The following is a 20994-nucleotide window of genomic DNA, read 5'->3' on the forward strand; positions in this document are numbered from 1 at the left end:
ACCCTCGTTTTTCGCTCTCCTTCGCATCCAACCATGCCCGGCCGGACGCCCGCTCATTACCCATGGGTTACCCAGGTGGGACAGGGGTCAGACCGTCCCTGGCCAGAACCCGGGCGAGCGATTCCACGACCTGGGGCTGGTAGTCGTGCCCGGTCCCGAGCCTGAGCTGTTCCAGCGCGCCGAGCGGCCCGCTGAGGCGTTCCCCGCACAGGTCGTCGTATGCGTTGACCGCCCGGACGATCCTGGCGGACAACGGCTGCTCGCGGTAGGGGTCGGCCTGCTGTTCCACGACGACGGCGACCAGTGCGTCGACCCCGGTCTGGCGGACCACCGCACCACCGAGCAGCGCGATCCGGCGCTGCTCGGCGGCAGGCAGGGTGGCGGTCGCCCCGTCCGGGACCGGGTCGACGAGCGAGAGCTGGCCGATGTCGTGCATCAGCGCCGCGTACTCCAGGACCGTGAGCTCGGGCCCGGAGAGCCCCATCTCGCGGCCCACGGCCGTGCAGAGCGCCGCCACCCTGCGGGCATGGCCGTGCGGGGTGTACCCGGCGATCTCGGTGGACCGGGCGAGCGAGGTGATGGTCTGCCGGTAGGTGGTGCGTACGGCGACGAAGCGGCGGAACGACACCTGGGTGAGCAGCAGCGGTACGCACAGGACGGGCAGCGCCCACAGCCCGGCGGCGGCTACCCCGAGCGCCATCACCGCACCGGTCGCGCAGACCGCCGATCCGATGCCGATCAGGGCCCGCAGCTCGTCGCGGAGCAGCGGGCCGTACGGGACGGGCGTGATCCCCGTACTGCGGAAAGCGCGGGGAAGTGTGCGGGCGCGCAGCAGCAGGGCGCCCAGTACGGCGTCGCACAGCGCGGTGAGCCCGAGCAGCAGGAGCAGGAAGACCGCGTAGTAGGGCCCGTCGCCGAACCAGCTCTCGGACCGGCCGGAGTTGTAGACCGGCTGGAAGCACACGGCCGCGAAGGCGACGGTCAGGATCCGGCGGGCCACCTGGTCCGGGCCGGGTCCGCTGCCGCGCGCCACGTGGGGCACACAGGCGACGAGCTGGGCAGCGACGAGGACGGCGATCACCTGGAGGGTGCCGTGCCCGGTGGGCTCCCCGCCGCTGCGGCCGAGCAGGGCGTACGCGAGCGCTCCGGCGGCGCCGAGCGGTGCGGGCTCCCGCTCACCCGGCAGAGCGCCCCACCGGGCCAGCTCACCGATGGTGATGAGCACCCCGAAGGCGAGGGCGTGGCCGGGGTCGTGGAGGCCGTGCCAGAAGGTGTGCCCCAGCGCGGCGACGGTGAGCACGAGGGCGGCGCCGCGCACGCCGAGCACGACGGACGGCAACCGCACCCACTCCACCCTCACCGCCACCGACCCGAACCAGGCCCGTCCGGCGACCGAAACGGCCGAAGGCCCGTACCAGGCCCATCCGCCGACAACGAAGCCGCACCCGAATCAAGCCCGTCCGGCGACGACGAGGACGCAGCACCCGCATCAAGTCCGTCCGCGGACGACGAGACCTCATCCACATCAGCCCCGCCCCCGAAGACGAGACCCCACCCAAATCAAGCCCGTCCCCCGCTGACGACGAAGCCGCACCCCAATCCAGCCCGTCCGGCGATTGAGGACAACCCGTCCCCCGGACGGCCCCGGCACCCGACGACGAGACCCCACCCACATCAGCCCCGCCCCCCGACGAGGACGCCGCACCCGAATCAAGCCCGTCCGGCGATTGAGGACGAACCGTCCCCCGGACGGCCCCGGCATCACCGGCCACACCGCCGCCCCCACCCCGCGACACAGGCACCGCCACCCGCACCGCCACCCGCCCCTCGTCCGCCGTCACGGCCACCGCCGCCCCCGACCACCCGTGCCGCTCCAGCCCCCGCGCCAGCGCCCGGACCATCTGCGGATCGAACTGGGTGCCGGCACACCGCTTGAGCTCCTCCACGGCCACCGGCACCGGCCGCCCCGGCCGGTAGGACCGGGTGGACGTCATCGCGTCGAAGGCGTCCGCGACGGCGACCACGCGGGCGAACTCGGGGATCTCGCGGCCCGTGAGCCCGTACGGGTACCCGCTGCCGTCGAGCCGTTCGTGGTGGTGCAGGATCGCCGCCCGCGCCTCGCCGAGGAAGCCGATGCCGCGGACGATCTCGTGCCCGTACTCCGGGTGCAGCTCGATCACCCGCCGCTCGTCCGGGGTCAGCGGCCCTTCCTTGCGCAGCACCCGGGTCGGCACGCCGAGCTTGCCGACGTCGTGCAGGATGCCGGCGAACCGCAGTACCTCGACGCGGTCCTGCGCCATGCCCAGCTCATGCGCGATCAGCACGGAGGCGCGGCCCACCCGCTCGCTGTGCCCCCGGGTGTAGGTGTCCTTGATGTCGACGGCCTGCACCAGGGCCCTGATGGTGGCCCGGTGCGCGGCGTGCTCGCGGTGGTACTGGGCGAAGACCCAGCAGGAGATGTACATCGGCAGCAGGACGAAGAGCGCGGCCGGCGGCCCGTACGAGCTGCTCCACAGGACCGCCATCATCAGCCCGGCGAGGCCGTGCACGAGGTGCGGGCCCAGCGAGCGCGGCAGCAGCCCCCGCCAGGCGCGCCGGACGGGCAGCTGCTCGGCCGCGGCCAGGATGGAGCCGTCCAGGGCCGTCAGCACGAGGCTGAAGGCCAGGGCGGCCGCACAGGCGGGCAGCAGGGCGTACGGGAGGTCGGGCAGCCGTCCCGGACCGGGGCCGCCGAGCGCGGCGGGACCGCCGAGCAGGGCGTGGACGGAGGAGGCCACCCAGACGGTGACGGCCAGCTGCGCCGCCCGCCAGATCCGGCGGGCGGCGGCCGGCGCCTTCTCCACCCGGCCCACGAGCGAGCCGGGGACCACGACCAGCGCGGCGGCCGCGGGCGGCAGCAGAAAGGCGGCGGCGAGCAGCAGCGGGAAGAACGATCCGGCACTGATCGGCACGGAGCTGCCGAAGAAGGGGCAGCGTCCCGGGAGCTCACAGGCCAGGTACAGCCCGGTGAGCAGTCCGAGAGTGGTCCACGGGGTGCCGGCGCCCGGACGCAGCGCGGGCAGCACACACATGGTGGCGCAGAGCGCGACGGCCAGGATGTGCGCCCGCGCCGCCCCACGTGTGGCTCTCACCCGTTCGCCCGCCCCCCAGCATCGCCAATGGAGGCGCCAGGCTAGCGAGTTGAGCGTCCCGGCTGAGTGCCGACGACTGCGATTAGCACGTTCGGGTGATGCGTCACTCCTTGGCGGCGGCCGGCTGCTCCTTGTCGGAGACCGTCACGTCCTGCTCCGGCACCGCCTGGCCGGAGCGGATCAGGTCGATCCGCCCCATCACCTTGGACCGCAGGTCGGACGGCACGTCGTCCTGACCGCAGCAGCGCTTGACGAGCTTCTTCACGGCCTGTTCCAGCCCGTACTTCTCCAGGCAGGGGAGCACTCACCGAAGTGCACCTCAAACTTGGTGCAGTCGCTGTCGGGCATCTCCCGGTCGAGGAATTCGTAGAGGTGGTCAAGGACCTCTGAGCAATCCGTCTCGTGCGGCTCTCCGCAGCTCATGAGCCCGAGCCTTTCAGATCGTCCGACTCACCGGCGCCCGCGGGGACGAGCCCGCGGTCACGGGCGTAGTCCTCCAGCATGCCGCGCAGTTGACGGCGGCCCCGGTGCAGCCGGGACATCACCGTACCGATGGGAGTCCCCATGATGTCCGCGATCTCCTTGTAGGCAAAGCCCTCTACATCGGCGAGATAAACCGCGATGCGGAACTCTTCGGGAATCGCCTGCAGCGCAGACTTCACATCGGAGTCGGGCAGGTGATCCAGCGCCTGGGACTCGGCGGACCGCAGACCGGTCGACATGTGCGACTCGGCGCGGGCGAGCTGCCAGTCCTCGATCTCCTCGGCGGCACTGCGCTGGGGTTCACGCTGCTTCTTGCGGTACGAGTTGATGAACGTGTTGGTGAGGATGCGGTACATCCACGCCTTGAGGTTGGTGCCCTCACGGAACTGATGGAAGGAGCCGTACGCCTTGGCGTACGTCTCCTGGACCAGGTCCTCGGCGTCCGCGGGATTGCGCGTCATGCGCAGCGCGGCCGAGTACATCTGGTCGAGGAAACCGAGGGCATCACGCTCGAAGCGCGCGTTGCGCTCGGCGGTCGTCTCCTGCGGGCGGCCGTCGTCGGTCCCTGTGTCGGTCCCAGTGACCGGACCCACCTCCTCCAACGCTGTGACGGATCCGAAACCGGACCCGCTCGAATCGGAGAATAGTCGACCTTGGTCCTGCGCGGGCTGTCGATCCGATCCGCTCAGTGCCCGCTCGGGAGTGGTCTTGGCCGCATGCAGGACCGTCCACTCCAGGTCAGCGGCGTTCGAGCGACGCGGGCAGATGGTCGAACCCATGCGACGGACTCCCTCTCCACATACGACGTTGGTGTACCGATGTCCCGAACAACAGTGGCCCCCCGCTCAACATTCCCGGGGTGTGCGTCACCCGATTCCGGCCAGCCAGGCGGTCACCGACGTGGTGAGGATCTCCATCGCCTGAGCCTCGGTCAGCCCCGACCTCTTGGGCACGGCGAAGCCGTGGTCCCCGTGCGGCACCTCGGCCATCCGGTACTCCCCCGGCGGGAATTCGGCGGGCCTGCCGAACGGGTCGTTGCCGCCCTGGACGACGAGGGTGGGCACGCCGGATGCCAGCAGCTCTTCCTTACGGGACTTCTCGGGCCGGCCCGGCGGGTGCAGCGGGAAGCTGAGCGCCAGGACCGCACGGGCGCCGAGCGCGGTCGCTGTGCGGCAGGCCACCCTGGCCCCGGCGCTGCGCCCGCCGGAGACGACCGGGAGTCCCGGCCCGGCCAGCGCCGGCCACAGCCCGCGCCAGCCGGTGTCCAGGGTCTTCGGCGCGGGCGCGAGCTTCTTGCCGGAGACCCGCCAGGGCTGCTCCACCAGAGCGACGCTCACTCCGTGCGCGGGCAGTGCGGCTCCCAGCGCGCGCAGGTCCCGGGCCTCGATGCCGCCGCCCGCACCGTGGCCGAGTGCGAGCAGGAGGCGGGGCTTCTTCGCGGGCAGCCAGGTGATCCGGGCCGTCCCGGCCTCGGTGTCGACCGTTTCGGTCCGGGGGTCTGTCTCGGTGGCTTTCACGCCCCCATCCAACCAACCCGTGACCGGCCTTCAGGGGTCCGGCGGGTCCGGCGGGTCCGGCGGGTACACCCCACACACCTCGGAACGTCCCGGCGCGCCTCGGTCATCCCGGCGCGTCCCTCAGAAGAGCGTGCTCACCTCGGGCGCGGCCAGCTCGTCCAGCAGCTCGGGGCCGTTGTTGCGGACGTTGCTGACGGCGGTGGCCACCGGATAGGCCCGCATCAGTCCGCCGGGCGGCGGGGCGAGCAGCGCCCGCAGCTCCTCCACGTCGGTGTGCGAGGGATCCAGCCAGTCGTCCCAGCGGTCCCGGGTCAGCATCAGCGGCATCCGGGGGTGGATGTCGGCCAGTGCGGCCGGCCCGTCGGCGGGGGCGACGGCGAGCGGGCTCGTCTCGGCCTCGGTGGTGATCACGGAGCAGGTGACCCACCAGGCCTGCGGGTGGTCATCCGGCAGGGTCCGGTCGCGCCAGAACTCGTACAGCCCGGCCATGGCGAAGACCGTCCCGTCGGCGGGGGTCACGAAGTACGGCTGCTTGCGGGGCCGCTTCTTGCGGCCCTTCTCCTCCAGCTGCCGCTCCTCGCTGCCGGTCACCCACTCGTAATAGCCGTCGGCCGGCAGGATGCAGCGCCGGGAGACGAAGGGGCGGCGGAAGGACGGCTTCTCGTGCACCGTCTCGGCGCGGGCGTTGATCATCCGGGCGCCGCCCTCCGGCGACTTGGCCCAGGAGGGGACGAGTCCCCATTTCAGTGCGCGCAGCTGGCGAACCGGACGCTGGTCATCCGCGTCCTTCACAGGACGCTCCAGTACGGCGTAGACCTCCTTGGTCGGCGCCACGTTGTAATCGGGTTCCAGCGTCTCGGCCGGTTCCCACTTCTCCACCTGGAAGAGTCCGGTCAGATCCTCGGGCCGCCGACTCGCTGCATACCGTCCGCACATAAGTGCCAGACTGCCACGACCGTCATCCCGACCGGACGTCAATACCGCAAGGAGCCGCCCACCCCATGGACAGCACCGATCTCGGCAATCTGTGGGACCGCGTCTTCGGCACCCAGCCCGCCCCCGAGCAGTGGCTGGTCGTGGTGACCGCCACGGTCGCGCTGATCGCCGTCGTGCCGAACGTCATATGGCGGCTCTCGCGCAACGCGATCACCATCGCCCACGAGGGCGGCCACGGGCTGATCGCCCTGGTCACCGGGCGGCAGCTCTCGGGCATCCGGCTGCACTCGGACACCAGCGGGCTGACCGTGAGCCGGGGCAAGCCGACGGGCATCGGCATGGTCCTCACCGCGGCGGCGGGCTACACCGCTCCGCCGCTGCTGGGCCTGGGCGGCGCCTGGCTGCTGGTCAACGGCCGGATCACCCTGCTGCTGTGGCTGGCCACGGCGCTGCTCGCGGTGATGCTGGTGATGATCCGCAATGTGTACGGGGCGTTGACGGTGATCCTCACCGGTTCGCTCTTCCTGCTGATGTCGTGGCTGGCCTCACCCGCCTGGCAGTCGCTGTTCGCGTACAGCGCGGTCTGGTTCCTGCTGCTGGGCGGCGTGCGTCCGGCGTTCGAGCTGCAGTCCAAGCGGCGGCACGGCGGTGCGCCGGACTCGGACGCGGACCAGCTGTCCCGGCTGACGGACGTACCGGCCGCGCTGTGGCTGTTCCTGTTCCACGCGGTGTCGCTCTGCTCGCTGATCGGCGGCGGGCGCTGGCTGCTGGGTCTGTGACCTCGCTCCCTTTACCACTCCCGCGTTACACCCCGGTTTCACAGCATTTGGTCAAAATCCTGGGTGGCCCGAAGCCATTAAAGTGAGCCCCATGACCGAAAGTTCCGTGCACCCCGCCCTCTGGCCCGCCCCTCACGCGAGCGGAGCCGTCGACGCGACCGTCACCGTGCCCGGATCGAAGTCGGTCACCAACCGTGCGCTGGTGCTTGCCGCGCTCTCCTCGGAGCCGGGCTGGCTGCGCCGCCCGCTGCGCTCCCGCGACACCCTGCTGATGGCCGAAGCGCTGCGCGCGATGGGCGTCGGCATCGAGGAGACGGTGTCGTCCAGCTCCTCCGTCACGGGCGGTCCGGACGCCTCGGGCGAGGCCTGGCGGGTCATCCCGGCCGGTCTGCACGGCCCGGTCACCATCGACGTCGGCAACGCCGGCACGGTCATGCGCTTCCTGCCCCCGGTGGCCGCCCTCGCCGACGGCCCGGTCCACTTCGACGGCGACCCCCGCTCCTACGAGCGCCCGCTGAACGGGGTGATCGACGCCCTGCGGGTGCTCGGGGCACGGATCGACGACGACGGCCGCGGCTCGCTGCCGATGACCGTGCACGGCGGCGGTGCGCTGGACGGCGGCCCCGTCGCGATCGACGCGTCCTCGTCCTCCCAGTTCGTCTCGGCACTGCTGCTGTCGGCGCCGCGCTTCAACCAGGGCGTGGAGGTGCGCCACACCGGCGCCCGGCTCCCCTCCATGCCGCACATCCGGATGACCGTGGACATGCTCCGGGCCGTCGGCGCCCAGGTCGACGAGCCGGAGACGGGCGGCGAGCCGAATGTCTGGCGGGTCTCCCCCTCGGCGCTGCTCGGCCGCGACCTGACCGTGGAGCCCGACCTCTCCAACGCCCAGCCGTTCCTGGCCGCGGCCCTGGTCACGGGTGGCCGGGTCACCGTGCCGGACTGGCCGCTGCGCACCACGCAGCCGGGTGACGCGCTGCGCGACATCTTCACCGCGATGGGCGGCAGCTGCGAGCTGACCGAGCACGGACTGACCTTCACCGGATCGGGCCGGATCCACGGCATCGACGTGGACCTCGGCGAGGTCGGCGAGCTGACCCCGGGCATCGCGGCGGTCGCGGCGCTGGCCGACTCCCCCTCCACCCTGAGCGGCGTGGCCCACCTGCGGCTGCACGAGACGGACCGGCTGGCCGCGCTCACCAAGGAGATCAACGAGCTCGGCGGCGAGGTCACCGAGACCGCGGACGGCCTCCACATCCGGCCGCGACCGCTGCACGGCGGTACCTTCCATACGTACGACGACCACCGGATGGCCACCGCGGGGTCGGTCATCGGCCTTGCAGTCCCCGGAGTGGAGATCGAGAACGTGGCGACCACCGCCAAGACCCTGCCGGACTTCCCGCAGATGTGGACCCGAATGCTCGGGGCCTGAGACATGCGCCGCTACGGCAAGAACCCCGACGAGGACGACATCCCGGTCCGCCCCAACCGCAAGGGCAACCGGCCTCGTACACATATCCGTCCCAAGCACGAGGACGCCGAGGAGGGCATGGTCCTCACCGTCGACCGCGGCCGCCTCACCTGCCTCGTCGAGGGCCGCACGGTCATCGCGATGAAGGCCCGTGAGCTGGGCCGCAAGGCCGCGGTGGTCGGCGACACCGTCTCCATCGTCGGCGATCTGTCCGGCGACAAGGACACCCTCGCCCGGATCGTCCGGATCGGTGCGCGCCGCTCGGTGCTGCGCCGGACGGCGGACGACGACGACCCGTTCGAGCGGGTGGTGGTCGCCAACGCCGACCAGCTCGCGATCGTCACCGCACTGGCCGATCCGGAACCCCGCCCGCGCATGATCGACCGCTGCCTGGTCGCCGCGTACGACGGCGGGCTCACCCCCCTGCTGGTGCTGACCAAGTCCGACCTGGCCTCCCCGGACAAGCTGCTGGAGGCGTACACCCCGCTGGGCGTGCCCTTCATCGTCACCAACCGCGAGGAGCTGGAGAACGGCGACGCCGCGGAGCGGGTCCGCGAGCAGCTGCACGACCGGGTGACCGCCTTCGTCGGGCACTCCGGAGTCGGAAAGACCACGCTGGTCAACGCGTTGGTGCCGAAGGACAGGCGGCGTACGACCGGAGTGGTCAACGCGGTCACCGGCCGGGGGCGCCACACCACGACGTCGGCGCTGGCCCTGCCGCTGCCGGACTACCGCGGCTGGGTGATCGACACCCCCGGCGTCCGTTCCTTCGGCCTCCACCACATCGACCCGTCCCGGGTCATCAACGCCTTCCCGGACCTGCAGCCCGGCACCGAGGAGTGCCCGCGTGGCTGTACCCACGACAGTCAGCAACCGGAATGCGCGCTGGATGCCTACGTGGCGGCGGGGCACGCCGATCCGGCCCGGCTGGACTCGCTGCGCCGGCTGCTGTCCACGCGGGAGCGACGCGAGGGCGACTGATCCCCGGCCCGCGGGCGAGTGACGCGGGGGCGGCAGGCCGGGGGTCTGCGCCCCGGAGCGACGCGGAGGCGACTGGCCCGTCCACGTTTGCGATCACTCGCCACCGGTAAGTGCATAATCACGCCCAGCGGTACAAGGCGGTCACCGACGCGGGAGGGGCACTGACGATGGCGTGGCTGCTGGTCGTGGTCGCGGGGCTGCTGGAGACCGGTTTCGCCGTCTGCCTCAAGCTCTCGCACGGCTTCACCCGGCTCTGGCCGACCATCGCGTTCTGCATCTTCGCGCTCGGCAGCTTCGGTCTGCTGACCATGTCGCTGAAGAAGCTCGACGTCGGGCCCGCCTACGCTGTGTGGACCGGCATCGGCGCCGCGGGTACCGCCATCTACGGCATGGTCTTCCTCGACGACGTGGTCTCCACACTCAAGCTGGTCTCGATCTCGCTGGTCATCCTCGGCGTGATCGGACTCCAGCTCTCGGGCTCCTCGACCTGACTCCGGCACTTCCGTACCACTGCGGCAGGCTCAAGGGGCGCATGGGCTCCGGACCGCACGGATCAAGGACTCAAGGCTCAAGCAGCGGCGTCCGGCGCCAGCTCGACCACGTAACCCACCAGCGGCGCCGTCTCCCCCTCCGCCCCCGGCGGAGCCGGCACCAGTGCGTACGACAGGGCGAGCCGCAGAGCGAGCTCGCAGGTCACCGCCAGGGCCGCCGGATCGGGCGGCGGGCGTCCCTCGTCCAGGGCGGCGACCGCGCGGTCCCTGGCCTGCCGGAGCAGCTCGGCGGGCGTCGGCGGTCCGGCGTCGGCGCGGCGCTGCGCCGGCACGAGCGAGCCGGGTGGCCCGGCCGGGTGGGCGGGGAGGGGTAACCACTCCTCCCAGCATCCGGTGAGCAACGCCCTGACCAGTGCGTCCGTCCGCGTGGCGCGGAGCGTCCAGGTGGCGGTGGCGGCCAGCCTGTCGCCCGGGCCGCCGGCCGATGCCAGCGCCCGTTCGACGCCGGTCAGATAGCTGTCGGCGGCGCACCGGACCAGGGCGCGCGCCAGTCCGTCCTTGCTGCCGAACTCGTTGTAGAGGGTCTGCCGGGAGACCCCGGCGGCGGCTGCCACGTCGACCATCCGCACGGCCGGCCAGGGCCGGTTGGCCAGAGCCGCACGGGCGGCGTCCAGCAGGGCTTCTCGCGCTGTCGGCATCGTCGCCTCCCAGCCGGGACTCTGCGTTTCAGAGTTGATGCGCTCCCCCGCACTGTCAAGAGTCCGGGCGGCCTCCGGGGCCCTGTGGCTCTGTTCACCCGCGGTCGATACTGTGACGGTCATGCCCGACTACCACGATGATCTGCGCCTTGCCCACGTTCTGGCGGACGCCGCCGACGCGACGACGATGGACCGGTTCAAGGCTCTGGACCTCAAGGTCGAGACGAAGCCGGACATGACGCCGGTGACCGAGGCCGACAAGGCCGCCGAGGAGCTGATCCGCGGCCACCTCCATCGGGCCCGGCCACGCGACGCGATCCTGGGCGAGGAGTTCGGGATCGAGGGGACCGGTCCCCGGCGCTGGGTGATCGACCCGATCGACGGCACCAAGAACTACGTGCGCGGCGTGCCCGTCTGGGCGACGCTGATCTCGCTGATGGAGGCCGGCGACGACGGCTTCCAGCCGGTGGTCGGCCTGGTGTCCGCGCCCGCGCTGAACCGGCGCTGGTGGGCGGCGAAGGGTGCCGGGGCCTTCTCCGGCCGCAGTCTGACCTCGGCGTCCCGGCTGCAGGTGTCGAAGGTGGAGCGGATCGCCGACGCGTCGCTCGCGTACTCCTCGCTCACCGGCTGGGAGGAGCAGGGACGGCTCGACGGCTTCATGGATCTGACCCGGGCCTGCTGGCGTACCCGCGGGTACGGTGACTTCTGGCCGTACATGATGGTCGCCGAGGGATCGGTCGACATCTGCGCGGAGCCGGAGCTCTCCCTCTGGGACATGGCGGCGAACGCAATCATCGTGCAGGAGGCCGGCGGCCGCTTCACCAGCCTGGACGGGGTCTCCGGTCCGGGCGGCGGCAACGCCGCAGCCTCGAACGGGACGCTCCACGACGAATTGCTGGGGTATGTGAACCAGCGCTACTGACCGCCGGGCCGGCCTGCCGATGCGGGCCCCGACCGTCTGAGCAGCCAGGCCGGACGTCTCAGCAGGCGCACCGGAACCACGAGGGGCGTGCCGCACCACCGCGCGCCCCTCGAATGATCTTCACCACCCCTTGTTGCCGCCCGCCAACAGTGCGACTCTGAGAGTCCCCCCACTTGTGAACTTGTGAATCGGCTCACGCAGTCGCTTCACCGAGGAGGTGGCTCCCTTCATGCTCGTCCGTGACGCCATGAGCACGGTGGTCCTCACCATCGGCCCGACCCACACCCTCCGCCAGGCTGCCCGGCTGATGTCGGCACGCCGGGTCGGAGCAGCCGTCGTCCACGACCCGGACACCTGCGGTCTCGGCATCCTCACCGAGCGCGACATCCTCAACGCGGTCGGATCGGGCCAGAACCCCGACATCGAGACCGCCTCCACCCACACCACGACCGATGTGGTCTTCGCCGCGCCCACGTGGACCCTGGAGGAGGCGGCCGAGGCGATGACCCACGGCGGCTTCCGGCACCTGATCGTGCTGGACGGCAACGGCCCGGTCGGCGTCGTGTCGGTGCGCGACATCATCCGCTGCTGGTCGCCGGCCCGACGCCGGCCGGTGGAGCTGGTCGGCTGAGCGGACGCGCGGACGCCCGGCCGGCCCCGCGTGCGGGAGCGGGCCGGGCGTGCGGTGGTGCTACTTCGCCCGGTAGGCGTCGATGACCGACTGGGTCAGCGTGTTGCCCTGCCGGTCGGTGACCTCGGCCTTGAGCGAGACCGTGGCGCCTGCCGCCGGGGTGCGCAGCAGCGCGGTCCCGTGCAACACCGCGACCTTGTGCCAGGTGGTTCCGCCGTCGAACGAGGCGGAGACCTTCAGCGACTCCGTGTTGCCGTCGGCCGCGGCTCCTTCCACCGTGACCGGGACCAGCTGCAGCCGGCCGGCGGGGGCGGTGGAGTCGATGCCGAGCTTCGGGGTGAAGCGGACCGTGGAGACCGGCAGCATCGTCGGCGCGGCCACGGTGTCCGAGGAGAACGTCCACTCGGCGTCGATCCGGCTGGAGACCGCGGCGGTCTTCGCGTGCGCCGCCGAGGTGGTCAGCCGGTACGCGCCCTTGCCCGCCGGGACGGTGAACCGGACACCCGTGGGCGGCGCCGCGATGGTCCCGACCAGTTCGTCACCCTTGTACAGCTCGGTCTTCGTCGCTTCGGGGTCCCACACCGTGGCGCCGGTGTGGCCCGCGCCGTCGGCGAACATCGGGAACGCTGCCGTGATCGCGTCGCCCGAACGCTGCACACCCGTGGTGACACCGTTCACCCGCGGCCCGAACACCCCGACGTTGTAGTCGAGGCGGTAGGTCCGGCCCCGGGTGAAGGTGCGGTCGAGGTCGCTCTGCGTCGACTCCAGCGCGCCGTCCGGGTCGAGCTGGCGGGACTGGAGGTCCCAGGTCAGCTCCGCGTCGGTGTTGAGGTACATCCGGTAGGCGGCGGGCAGCGGGTTGACCATGGCGAACGCCGTGCCCACACCGGTCCCGGTGTTCGGGGTGATCATCAGGTTGCCCTGGCGGCCGGGCAGGGTCGAGCCGAGCCGGACGTCGGTAGTGGCGAAGTCCTTCTTGCCCAGGTGCCGCTCGAAGCCGACGGGCACGCCCTTGCCGCCGTAGGCGACGTTGTACTCGGTGCCGTCGGACTTCTTCTTCCAGGTCCCCATGAACTCGTGGAGCAGCTCCTCCTTGGGGTCCGGGCCCACCTGCGCGGTCCGGATGTCCTGGTAGGAGTTGGTGAGGGCGAAGCGGGCGATCGGCAGCAGCCACTCCAGCTCGACGCCGGTCCGGGCCAGCAGCGGCTCGGCGCGGCTGTCGGGCACGGTGATGTCCACGGGCTTCGCCGTACGGGCATCGACCGTGACGGTCATGTCGTGGTCGACGGTGAGGGCCGGCTGGACCATCCAGTCCATCCCGGTGAAGTCCTCGCCCGTACCGGTGGGATAGAGGGCGTGGGTGCCGAAGTAGGTCCCCCTGCGCACCTCGACGGTGGTGTCGGAACCCTCGGCGAGGCTGAACGTGTTGCCGACCGTGCCGTCCGAGGTGCCGGTGAGGCTGCTGTTGTAGTGCTGAGCGGGCTGTCCGTCCCGGCCGATGTACTTGAAGGTGACCTTGTAGGCCTCCTCGCCGCGGTTGACGACGGCGGCGGTCTGCACGCTCTGGCCGCTGCCGGTCGCGGTGATCCGGGCGCTGTAGACGCCGTCGAGGGTGCCGCCGGTCCGGGTGTCCGCCGTGACGGCGGCCTCGGCCGTCCCCCCGGCGGGCACGGTGAGCTGCTGCGGGGACACGGCGAACATGCCCTCGGGTGCCGCCGCGCCGCCCGGGGCGGTGGCGGTCACGGCCAGATCGAAGGTGACCGGCTCCGTGCCTTCGTTACGGTACGTGACGGACTTGCTGACCGGTGCGTCGTCGTCGTGCGGCCAGGACTGCTTGCCGAAGTTGAGGCTTCCGGTCTCCGGGACGACCGTCTGCTTGATGGCCTGAGTCAGGTCGATCCGGCCCGAACCCTGCTGGTAGGACGTGTATTTGCCGGGCTTCGTGGCCGAGGAGAGCAGCTGCTTGAGCTGCTGGCCCGACCAGTCGGGGTGCTGCTGCTTGAGCAGGGCTGCGGCTCCGGAGACGTGCGGGGTCGCCATGGACGTACCACTGGCGGAGACGTAACCGTCGGCGACGGGCGTGCCCATCGCGGTGCCCGTTGCCTGGGCGGCGGCGATGTCGACACCGGGCGCCGTGACGTCGGGTTTGATGCCGCCGTCACCGAGGCGCGGGCCGGTGCTGGAGAAACTCGCGATGCCGTCCTGCTTGTCGACCGCTCCGACGGTCAGGGCCGCGTCCGCGCTGCCCGGACTGCCGATGGTGCCGTTGGCGGCGGGACCCGCGTTGCCCGCGGCGACGACGAACAGCGGTCCGCCGTCGGCGGAGAGCCGGTCGACGGCCTCCTCCAACGGGTCGGTGCCCGGGGTGTCGTCGGCGCCGAGACTCATGGAGACGATGTCCGCGCCCTGCGCGACCGCCCACTCCATGCCCGCCAGGATCCAGGAGGTGTCACCGCTGCCGGCGGCGCTGAGCACCTTGCCGTCCAGGATTCGTGCGCCGGGTGCGACACCCTTGTACTTGCCACCCGACTTGGCTCCGGTACCGGCGACGGTCGAGGCGACGTGAGTACCGTGCCCATGTCCGTCCGCAGCGGTCGGGTCGGTGGTGAAGTTCTGCTCAGCAAGCTGCTGACCTGCGAGGTCGGGGTGGGTCTCGTCGACGCCGGTGTCCAGGACGGCAACCTTGACGCCGGCGCCGTCATATCCTGCCGCCCAGGCGTCCGGCGCGCCGATCTGGGGCACGCTCACGTCGAGCGAGGCCTTCACGGGGGCATCCAGCCACACCTTTCGCACACCGGGGGCCGCACCGCGGGCGTCCGGCGCGGTGAGCGCGTGCCACACACCGGCGGCGCCCTCCTTCGGGGCAGTGACGGCTTCCGCGTTCAGCCGGGGGAAGGTGCGGGTCACCTTCGCGCCGTCGGCCGCGCGGAGTGCCGACTTGGCGCCCGCGGCTGACCGGCCGGCGCTCTTGGCAGCCGCGTCGTAGCCGACCACGAGCTTCAGACCGTCGCGCAGCGAGGTCCGGTAAGCCGCGCCGGTCAGCTCCGTGACGTCGAACAACCGCTGGTCCAGCACGCCCTGGGTGACCAGGCGGTCCGCGTCGGCCGGCACCACGAGGGTGTGGTCGCCGGTGCGCCGGACCTCCACGGGTATGCGCTCGCGTCCGGGCGCCCGGTCGAAGACGACCGGGCTGCCCTTGCCGTCGACGGCCACACGGTCGCCGGTGACGAGGGTGACCCAGTGCTCGGCCACCGCCTGAGCGGTCTGCCGTGGTTGCTGCGCGGCCACGGCCGGCGAGGAGATCATCCCCGCCGTCAGGCCGATGACGGCCGCTGCGGCGATGACCGCTACGCCCGATCTCGGTGCGTTGGTGTTCAACATGCCTCCTGGTGCAGTCCGTTCACATATGGAGAGGGAGGACATCCCTCGGACCGCCCAGCAGTATTCGTTTCGGTATACCGAAAGCACCAGAGGCGCGTGTTAATTCGCGGTCACAATCGTTGGATCAAGGCTGCGGTACCTCCAAGAACCCACACCTTTGCCCGGCTACGGGTCGTCAGGGCCCGGCCGGCCCGGCCACCGGCCCCTCGGACGACGGGCCCTCGATCCACCCCCGCCGCGCGGCGATCACCCCGGCCTGGAAGCGGTTGGCCGCGCCCAGTTGCTCGTGCAGCCTGCTGATCCGCCGCCGCATCGTCCGCACCGACCAGCCCAACTGGCGCGCTATCGCCTCGTCCTTGAGGCCGCTGACCAGCAACGTCAGCATCTGACGGTCCTCCGCGCCGAGCGGGTCGTCCGCCGGGGCGTCCAGCGGCGTCGCCGTGCGCCAGCACAGTTCCCAGTAGTCGATCAGCCCGTCCAGCAGGGCCGACGGGCGGATCACGGCGGCACGTACGTTCTCGGCGAAGTCCAGCGAGAGCGGCATCAGGGCGAGCCGCCGGTCCGCTATCGCGAGCTTGATCCGCAGCCCCGGCAGCACCCGCGCGTGCTCCCCGTGCGCGACGAGCTCCCGGATGTCGCCGAGCACACCGGGCCACTCCAGGGCCTCGGGGGCGTACACCGCGCGGTAGCGGACCCCACGCGAAAGGGCCGCTGACTCCACCGGGTTGGAGGTGGTGAGGGCGTACGGCGGACGGTCCAGCGTGATGACCTCGCTGCGCGCCTCCTGCTGAAGCCGTACGAACCACCGGCCCAACGCCTCGCTGCCGTCGACCACTTCGACCTGCTCCGAGCTGCCCTGCCGGGCCGTGGCGAAGAGCCGCGACAGCTCCCCGGCCGCCGCGCGCACCCCGTCCAGCTCGGCGGTCCGGGCCCGCACGAGGGCGTCGACCGCCCCGTTCGGATCGATTGCCGCGTAGCGGCGGCGCGCCCCCGAAAGGCGTCCGACCAGGCCGTTCTCCCGGAGGCGGTCCAGTGCGCGGCCGGTGCGCTCGGGGGTCGAACCGAGGTCGGCCGCGATATCCGCGGGGCCTGCGGTGTGCCGGACGAGGATCGCCCGGTAGACGCTCTCGTCGAACGGGTCGATACCGGCTGCGCTGAGTGGGGACATGCGGCGGATCATGGCCCGTGTGTGCCAGTGACAGCAATGGGCCAGCCCAAATCGTTGTCCTGACCCTGCCACGGCGATTAGTCATCAGTGCATGGCAATTCCTCGGGTCCCTCGTCCACCCCGCCCGTCTCGAAGATCGGGCCGGGTTCCGCGGCGCGCACTGACGGCCGGCATCGCACTGTCCGCCACGCTCGGCGGGCTGCTCGCCGCGGCGCCCGCGCCGGCGACCGCCGCCCCGGCGAACGACCCCGAGCAACGGGTGATCGTGACGCTGACGGGTGAGGCCGCCGCGGGTGGCGGCGGCAAGCTCCGCTCGGCCGGACCGGCCGACATCGCCTCGGCCCGCCGGGCCGTGGCCGGACGCCAGCAGTCCTTCCTCGACGACGCCGAGCGCGCGGGCCTGCACACCGGCTCGCCACGCAGGATGAATCTGCTGGTCAACGCGGTGGCGATGACGGTAAAGGCCTCCGAGGTCGACCATCTGCGCACCCTGCCAGGGGTCGCCTCGGTGCAGCCGGACGCCAAGATCAGGATGTATACCGATGACAGCGTGCCCCTCATCGGTGCCCCGGAGGTCTGGAAGCGCAAGGACCCCGGCGGCAACCGGGCGGACGGCAAGGGCGTGACCGTCGCCGTCCTGGACAGCGGGGTCGACTACAGCCACCCCGACCTGGGCGGCGGCTTCGGTGAGGGCCACAAGGTCGTCGCGGGCCACGACTTCGTCAACGGCGACGACGACCCGATGGACGACAACGGCCACGGGACGCACGTGGCCGGGATCATCGCCGGACGGGCCGCGGCCAAGGGCGGAGTCACGGGTGTCGCGCCCGGGGCCGACCTCACCGCGTACAAGGTCATGAACGCGAACGGCGAGGGCACCACCTCTGACATCGTTGCCGGGATCGAGGCCGCGATCGACCCGGCGAACCCGCACCGCGCCGATGTCATCAACCTCAGCATCGGCGGCTACGGCGACGGCAGCGACCCGCTGGGCCAGGCGGCAACGGCCGCCACCCGGGCCGGAGTCGTGGTCGTCGCGGCCGCGGGCAACGAGGGTCCGGGTGCGGGCACCGTCGGCTCGCCCGCGGCGGCCGACGGCGTCATCGCGGTCGGCGCCTCGGTCAGCGGGCTGCGCCTGCCGGGTGCCACCTACCGGGACGGCGAGAAGATCCAGACGTACCGCGGCGTCCTGTCCGCCAACCCGCCCGCGAAGCCGCTCACCACCGAACTGGTCGACGTGGGCCAGGGCGCTCCGGAGGACTGGCAGCGCGTCGGGGACGTCAAGGGCAAGGCCGTACGCCTCGACGTGCCGGTGTCCCAGCAGACGCAGGACGTCACCACCTGGGAGATCGAGCAGGCCCGCGCGGCCGAGGCGCACGGCGCGGTCGCACTCCTCGGCGGCTCCTCGGGCGGCGGCCCGGTCTTCTCCGCACCCGGCAACGGGACCGCGGACGCCGGCCCGGCGGCCGACCCGCTGCGACTTCCCGCGGACAGTGCCGGGATCAAGGAATCCGGCGACTCGATGCGGATGGACTCGGTCGTCATGCTCGGCATCGACTCCACCCAGTACGAGGAACTGTCGAGGCGGCTCGGCGCCGGGAAGGTGGAGATCACCCTCACCGGTGAGGACGTGACGGACCAGATCCCGTCGTTCTCCTCACGCGGCCCCGACCAGCGCTGGAACCTCAAGCCCGACCTCGTGGCACCCGGCTACGACATCCTCTCCACCGTCCCCAAGTCCGTCTACGCACCCGGCTACTACCGCATGTCGGGTACCTCGATGGCCGCGCCGCACGTCGCGGGCGCAGCGGCCCTGATCCGGCAGCTCCATCCGGAGCAGACCCCGGACCAGGTGCGTTCCGACCTGGTAGGCGCGGCGAAGAAGGTGGCGGACGGCGAACCGACGAGCTACGGCTCCGGCCGGCTCGACGTCCTCGCCGCGGCGGACGCCGCCGATGCCGGCATCACGACCTCACCGGCCTCCCTGTCGTACGGTCTCGCCGACACGGCGGGGTCAACCGTCGGCGGTACCCGGAAACTGACGGTGAACAACGCCTCGGGCAAAGCCCGTTCGGTACGTCTGCGGGTCAGTGGCGACGCGACGGTGAGTCCGCACACGCTGCGCGTCCCGGCGGGCGGCAGCGCCACCGCGACGGTGACCGTAAGGGCCGACCGGCCCGCCGGCGAGGCGGAGGTCACCGGCGAGGTGACCCTCACCCCGGCCGGCGGCCGGGCGGTGCGGGTGCCCTACCTCCTCGTCGTACGACAGCTCTTCGTCCAGGCGGGGCCCGACCCCAGCGACGGCAACTCCGGAGTCGCGATCTTCACCCCGGCCCCGCTCGCCGAGGCACCCATCGTGACCGTGAAGCCGAAGCACGGCCACAGCCGCGAGATCCGGGCGACCCTGCGGTCCGGCAACGTCTACGAGGCGCGGGTGACCGGCGAGCCCGAGGGCACGTATCTGGTGTCCGTCCGGGCGCGGACCACGACCGGGCAGACCCTGCGCGGCAGCGACGGGTTCGAGGTGACTCCGCAGGACAGTCGCCACAGCCGCTGGACGCCGGTCGGTCCGTACGACGCGAACGGGCAGATCACCGTGGCGGCGAACAGGCCCGGCCGGGCCGCACTGACGCAGGCCGCGAAGGTGGGCCCCTGGGTCACCGACGACGGCGACAACTGGCGTCAGCTCGACCGGCTCCCGGTCACCGACCAGAACGGCACGGGAAGCCTGGTCATCGACGCGAAGAACGCGGACCGCTGGTGGTACACGGTCAACAGTGCGAGCAACTTCCCGCGCACGTCCTCGATCCTGCGCACCGAGGACGCGGGCCGCACCTGGCAGACCCTGGACACCCCCGACTCCGTGATCTCGCAGCTCATCTCCGACGCGCGCACCCGCACCCTGATCGCGGTCACCGAGGGCGGGCTCCAGATCAGTACGGACGGCGGTGACCACTGGTCGGCCGGACCGACCGGCGTACCGGGCACGGTCTACGACGCGGCGATCGGCGGCGACACCCTGTACTACGCCACCGGCGACGCGGTGTGGGCCAGGTCCGGGGTCGCCTCGGGCGTCCTCGGCGAGGCGAGGAAGGTGTACGACTCGAAGGGCTCCCCGGCCGTCACGATCGCCGCGGACAGCGGGGTCGTGGCCCTGTATGTGATCGGTACGGGCGTCGTCGGCTCGCACGACGGCGGCGAGACCTGGTCGACGTTGCTCGACCAGGGCTACGGCGGCAGCGGACTCAGCGCGAGCGGCGGTGACCTCTATCTGGGCACGGGCGACGGCATCCGGGTCGGCCGCGACCACGGACGGAACTGGTCGCTCCTGCCCGGAGTGAGCGATGCCTCCGTACTGACCGACCTCGACCGCTGGAGCGACGGCTCGCTGACCCTGTCCGAGAGCAGCAACGGCATCTACCGGGGCACGGCGGAAGGCAAGGACTACCGGCGCATCGGCATCCAGGGCGGCACCGTCAACGACCTGGTGGTCAGCGGCGACGTCCTGCTGGCCGCCGACGACATCGGCACCCAGCGCACCACCGTCCCGGCCGCGAAGCCGGACTGGGGCACCACGGGCGGCGAGGGCACCATCGGCAGCGGTACGTCGGCGCTCGTCGTCTCACCGCAGGACTCCAGGGTCCTGTGGCGCACCCAGGCGGACGCGTTCGGCGGATTCTCCGTCGAGCGGAGCGGCGACCGGGGCGCGACCTGGGAACAGAAGGGCCACGGCTCGGGTCAGGTGTTCTCCCTCGCCGTGCACGCGGCCGACCCCGACCGTGTCTACGTCGGGTACGGCAACCAGGAGAGCTCCGGCCTGTTCAGCACCACGAACGGCGGCGCGACGTGGAAGAACCTGCGCCACGACACGTACTTCACCGCCGTCTCCGGTGATCCCCGGAACCCGGAGAAGCTGCTGCTGGGCACGCCCGACGGCCTCTACCGCTCGGACGACGGCGGCGCCACGATCAGCAAGGTGGCGGACGGCCGCGTCGACACGATCGAGCGCACGGGCTCGCAGCTGCTGATCGGGGGCGACACGATCCGGGTCTCCGACAACGGCGGCCGCACGTTCCGCACCGCCGACACCGGCCAACTGCCGCTGCGGGTGAGCGATCTGCTCAAGGTCGGCCACACCCTCTACGCGTCGACCACGAGCATCTGGGAGACGGCCCTCCCGCGCGGCGGCCGGGGCGTGCTGCGCTCCACCGACGGCGGGCGGAGCTGGCAGAACATCTCCACGGGCCTGCAGAATCTGGACGCCACCAGCCTGGCCACGGACGGCCACCGGCTGTACGTCGGCACGGTGCAGGGAGGTGTGCACCGGCTCACCCTGTGAGGGAGCGCACGGACGGGGGCGGGGTGGCGCAGCGGTTTCGCTGCGCCACCCCGCCCCCGTGTGCCG

At 71.8% G+C, this 20994-nt stretch carries 14 protein-coding genes and 2 pseudogenes; 7 read left to right on the top strand and 9 right to left on the bottom strand.

The features are described from left to right. Positions 1–67 precede the first annotated feature (67 nt). From LNW71_RS08930 to LNW71_RS08955, 6 genes and pseudogenes are all read right to left on the bottom strand, one after another. Complete coding sequence (locus LNW71_RS08930; RefSeq protein ID WP_250967743.1) at positions 68–1345, bottom strand: HD domain-containing protein; 1278 nt, start codon at positions 1343–1345, stop codon at positions 68–70. Between the two features lie 370 nt (positions 1346–1715). After that, positions 1716–3131: pseudogene (locus LNW71_RS08935) on the bottom strand (HD-GYP domain-containing protein); the annotation flags it as partial. A gap of 103 nt (positions 3132–3234) precedes the next feature. Continuing rightward, positions 3235–3554: pseudogene (gene rsrA, locus LNW71_RS08940) on the bottom strand (mycothiol system anti-sigma-R factor). Beyond that, the gene (locus LNW71_RS08945; protein ID WP_250967744.1) at positions 3551–4207 is read right to left on the bottom strand and encodes a sigma-70 family RNA polymerase sigma factor; all 657 of its coding nucleotides are present in this window, start codon (positions 4205–4207) and stop codon (positions 3551–3553) included. The pseudogene rsrA and the gene LNW71_RS08945 overlap by 4 nt, the downstream one beginning before the upstream one ends. Before the next feature lie 273 nt (positions 4208–4480). Next, positions 4481–5131: an alpha/beta family hydrolase gene (locus tag LNW71_RS08950; protein ID WP_250967745.1), complete on the bottom strand. Its 651-nt coding sequence runs from the start codon at positions 5129–5131 to the stop codon at positions 4481–4483. Between the two features lie 120 nt (positions 5132–5251). After that, the gene (locus LNW71_RS08955) at positions 5252–6067 is read right to left on the bottom strand and encodes an SOS response-associated peptidase (protein ID WP_250967746.1); all 816 of its coding nucleotides are present in this window, start codon (positions 6065–6067) and stop codon (positions 5252–5254) included. Between the two features lie 65 nt (positions 6068–6132). On the opposite strand from LNW71_RS08955, the gene LNW71_RS08960 reads away from it, so the two are divergent. The 4 genes from LNW71_RS08960 to LNW71_RS08975 all read left to right on the top strand — a co-directional run bounded on the left by LNW71_RS08960 (position 6133) and on the right by LNW71_RS08975 (position 9789). Beyond that, a complete protein-coding gene (locus tag LNW71_RS08960) occupies positions 6133–6846 on the top strand; it encodes a M50 family metallopeptidase (RefSeq protein ID WP_250967747.1) in 714 nt (237 codons plus the stop codon). A gap of 91 nt (positions 6847–6937) precedes the next feature. Continuing rightward, complete coding sequence (aroA, locus tag LNW71_RS08965) at positions 6938–8278, top strand: 3-phosphoshikimate 1-carboxyvinyltransferase (protein ID WP_250967748.1); 1341 nt, start codon at positions 6938–6940, stop codon at positions 8276–8278. A gap of 3 nt (positions 8279–8281) precedes the next feature. Beyond that, positions 8282–9298, top strand: a complete 1017-nt coding sequence (gene rsgA / locus LNW71_RS08970; RefSeq protein WP_250967749.1) for a ribosome small subunit-dependent GTPase A — start codon at positions 8282–8284, stop codon at positions 9296–9298. 167 nt (positions 9299–9465) lie between these two features. After that, entirely contained in the window at positions 9466–9789 is a 324-nt protein-coding gene (locus tag LNW71_RS08975; protein WP_250971941.1) for a multidrug efflux SMR transporter, read from the top strand. 77 nt (positions 9790–9866) lie between these two features. On the opposite strand, the gene LNW71_RS08980 is transcribed toward LNW71_RS08975, so the two are convergent. Continuing rightward, positions 9867–10487, bottom strand: coding sequence for a TetR/AcrR family transcriptional regulator (locus LNW71_RS08980; RefSeq protein ID WP_250967750.1), 621 nt, complete (start codon positions 10485–10487; stop codon positions 9867–9869). 121 nt (positions 10488–10608) lie between these two features. Here LNW71_RS08980 and hisN point away from each other — a divergent pair, with 121 nt between their 5' ends. After that, a complete protein-coding gene (gene hisN, locus LNW71_RS08985) occupies positions 10609–11409 on the top strand; it encodes a histidinol-phosphatase (RefSeq protein ID WP_250967751.1) in 801 nt (266 codons plus the stop codon). A gap of 229 nt (positions 11410–11638) precedes the next feature. After that, complete coding sequence (locus tag LNW71_RS08990) at positions 11639–12040, top strand: cyclic nucleotide-binding/CBS domain-containing protein (protein ID WP_250967752.1); 402 nt, start codon at positions 11639–11641, stop codon at positions 12038–12040. 60 nt (positions 12041–12100) lie between these two features. Here LNW71_RS08990 and LNW71_RS08995 read toward each other — a convergent pair whose 3' ends face one another. Both LNW71_RS08995 and LNW71_RS09000 read right to left on the bottom strand, forming a co-directional pair. After that, positions 12101–15421 (bottom strand): S8 family peptidase, encoded by a 3321-nt coding sequence (locus LNW71_RS08995; RefSeq protein ID WP_250967753.1) that lies wholly within the window; start codon positions 15419–15421, stop codon positions 12101–12103. A 175-nt stretch (positions 15422–15596) separates the two neighbouring features. Further along, positions 15597–16589, bottom strand: a complete 993-nt coding sequence (locus LNW71_RS09000) for a helix-turn-helix domain-containing protein (protein WP_250967754.1) — start codon at positions 16587–16589, stop codon at positions 15597–15599. Positions 16590–16680: 91 nt separating this feature from the next. Between LNW71_RS09000 and LNW71_RS09005 the strand changes: the two genes are divergently transcribed. Then, on the top strand, positions 16681–20928 hold the full coding sequence (locus LNW71_RS09005) for a S8 family serine peptidase (RefSeq protein ID WP_285802074.1): 4248 nt from the start codon (positions 16681–16683) through the stop codon (positions 20926–20928). The last annotated feature ends 66 nt before the right edge of the window (positions 20929–20994 follow it).

Origin of the sequence: Streptomyces sp. RKAG290, assembly GCF_023701695.1 — a bacterium.
In the GTDB taxonomy this organism is placed as follows: Bacteria; Actinomycetota; Actinomycetes; order Streptomycetales; family Streptomycetaceae; genus Streptomyces.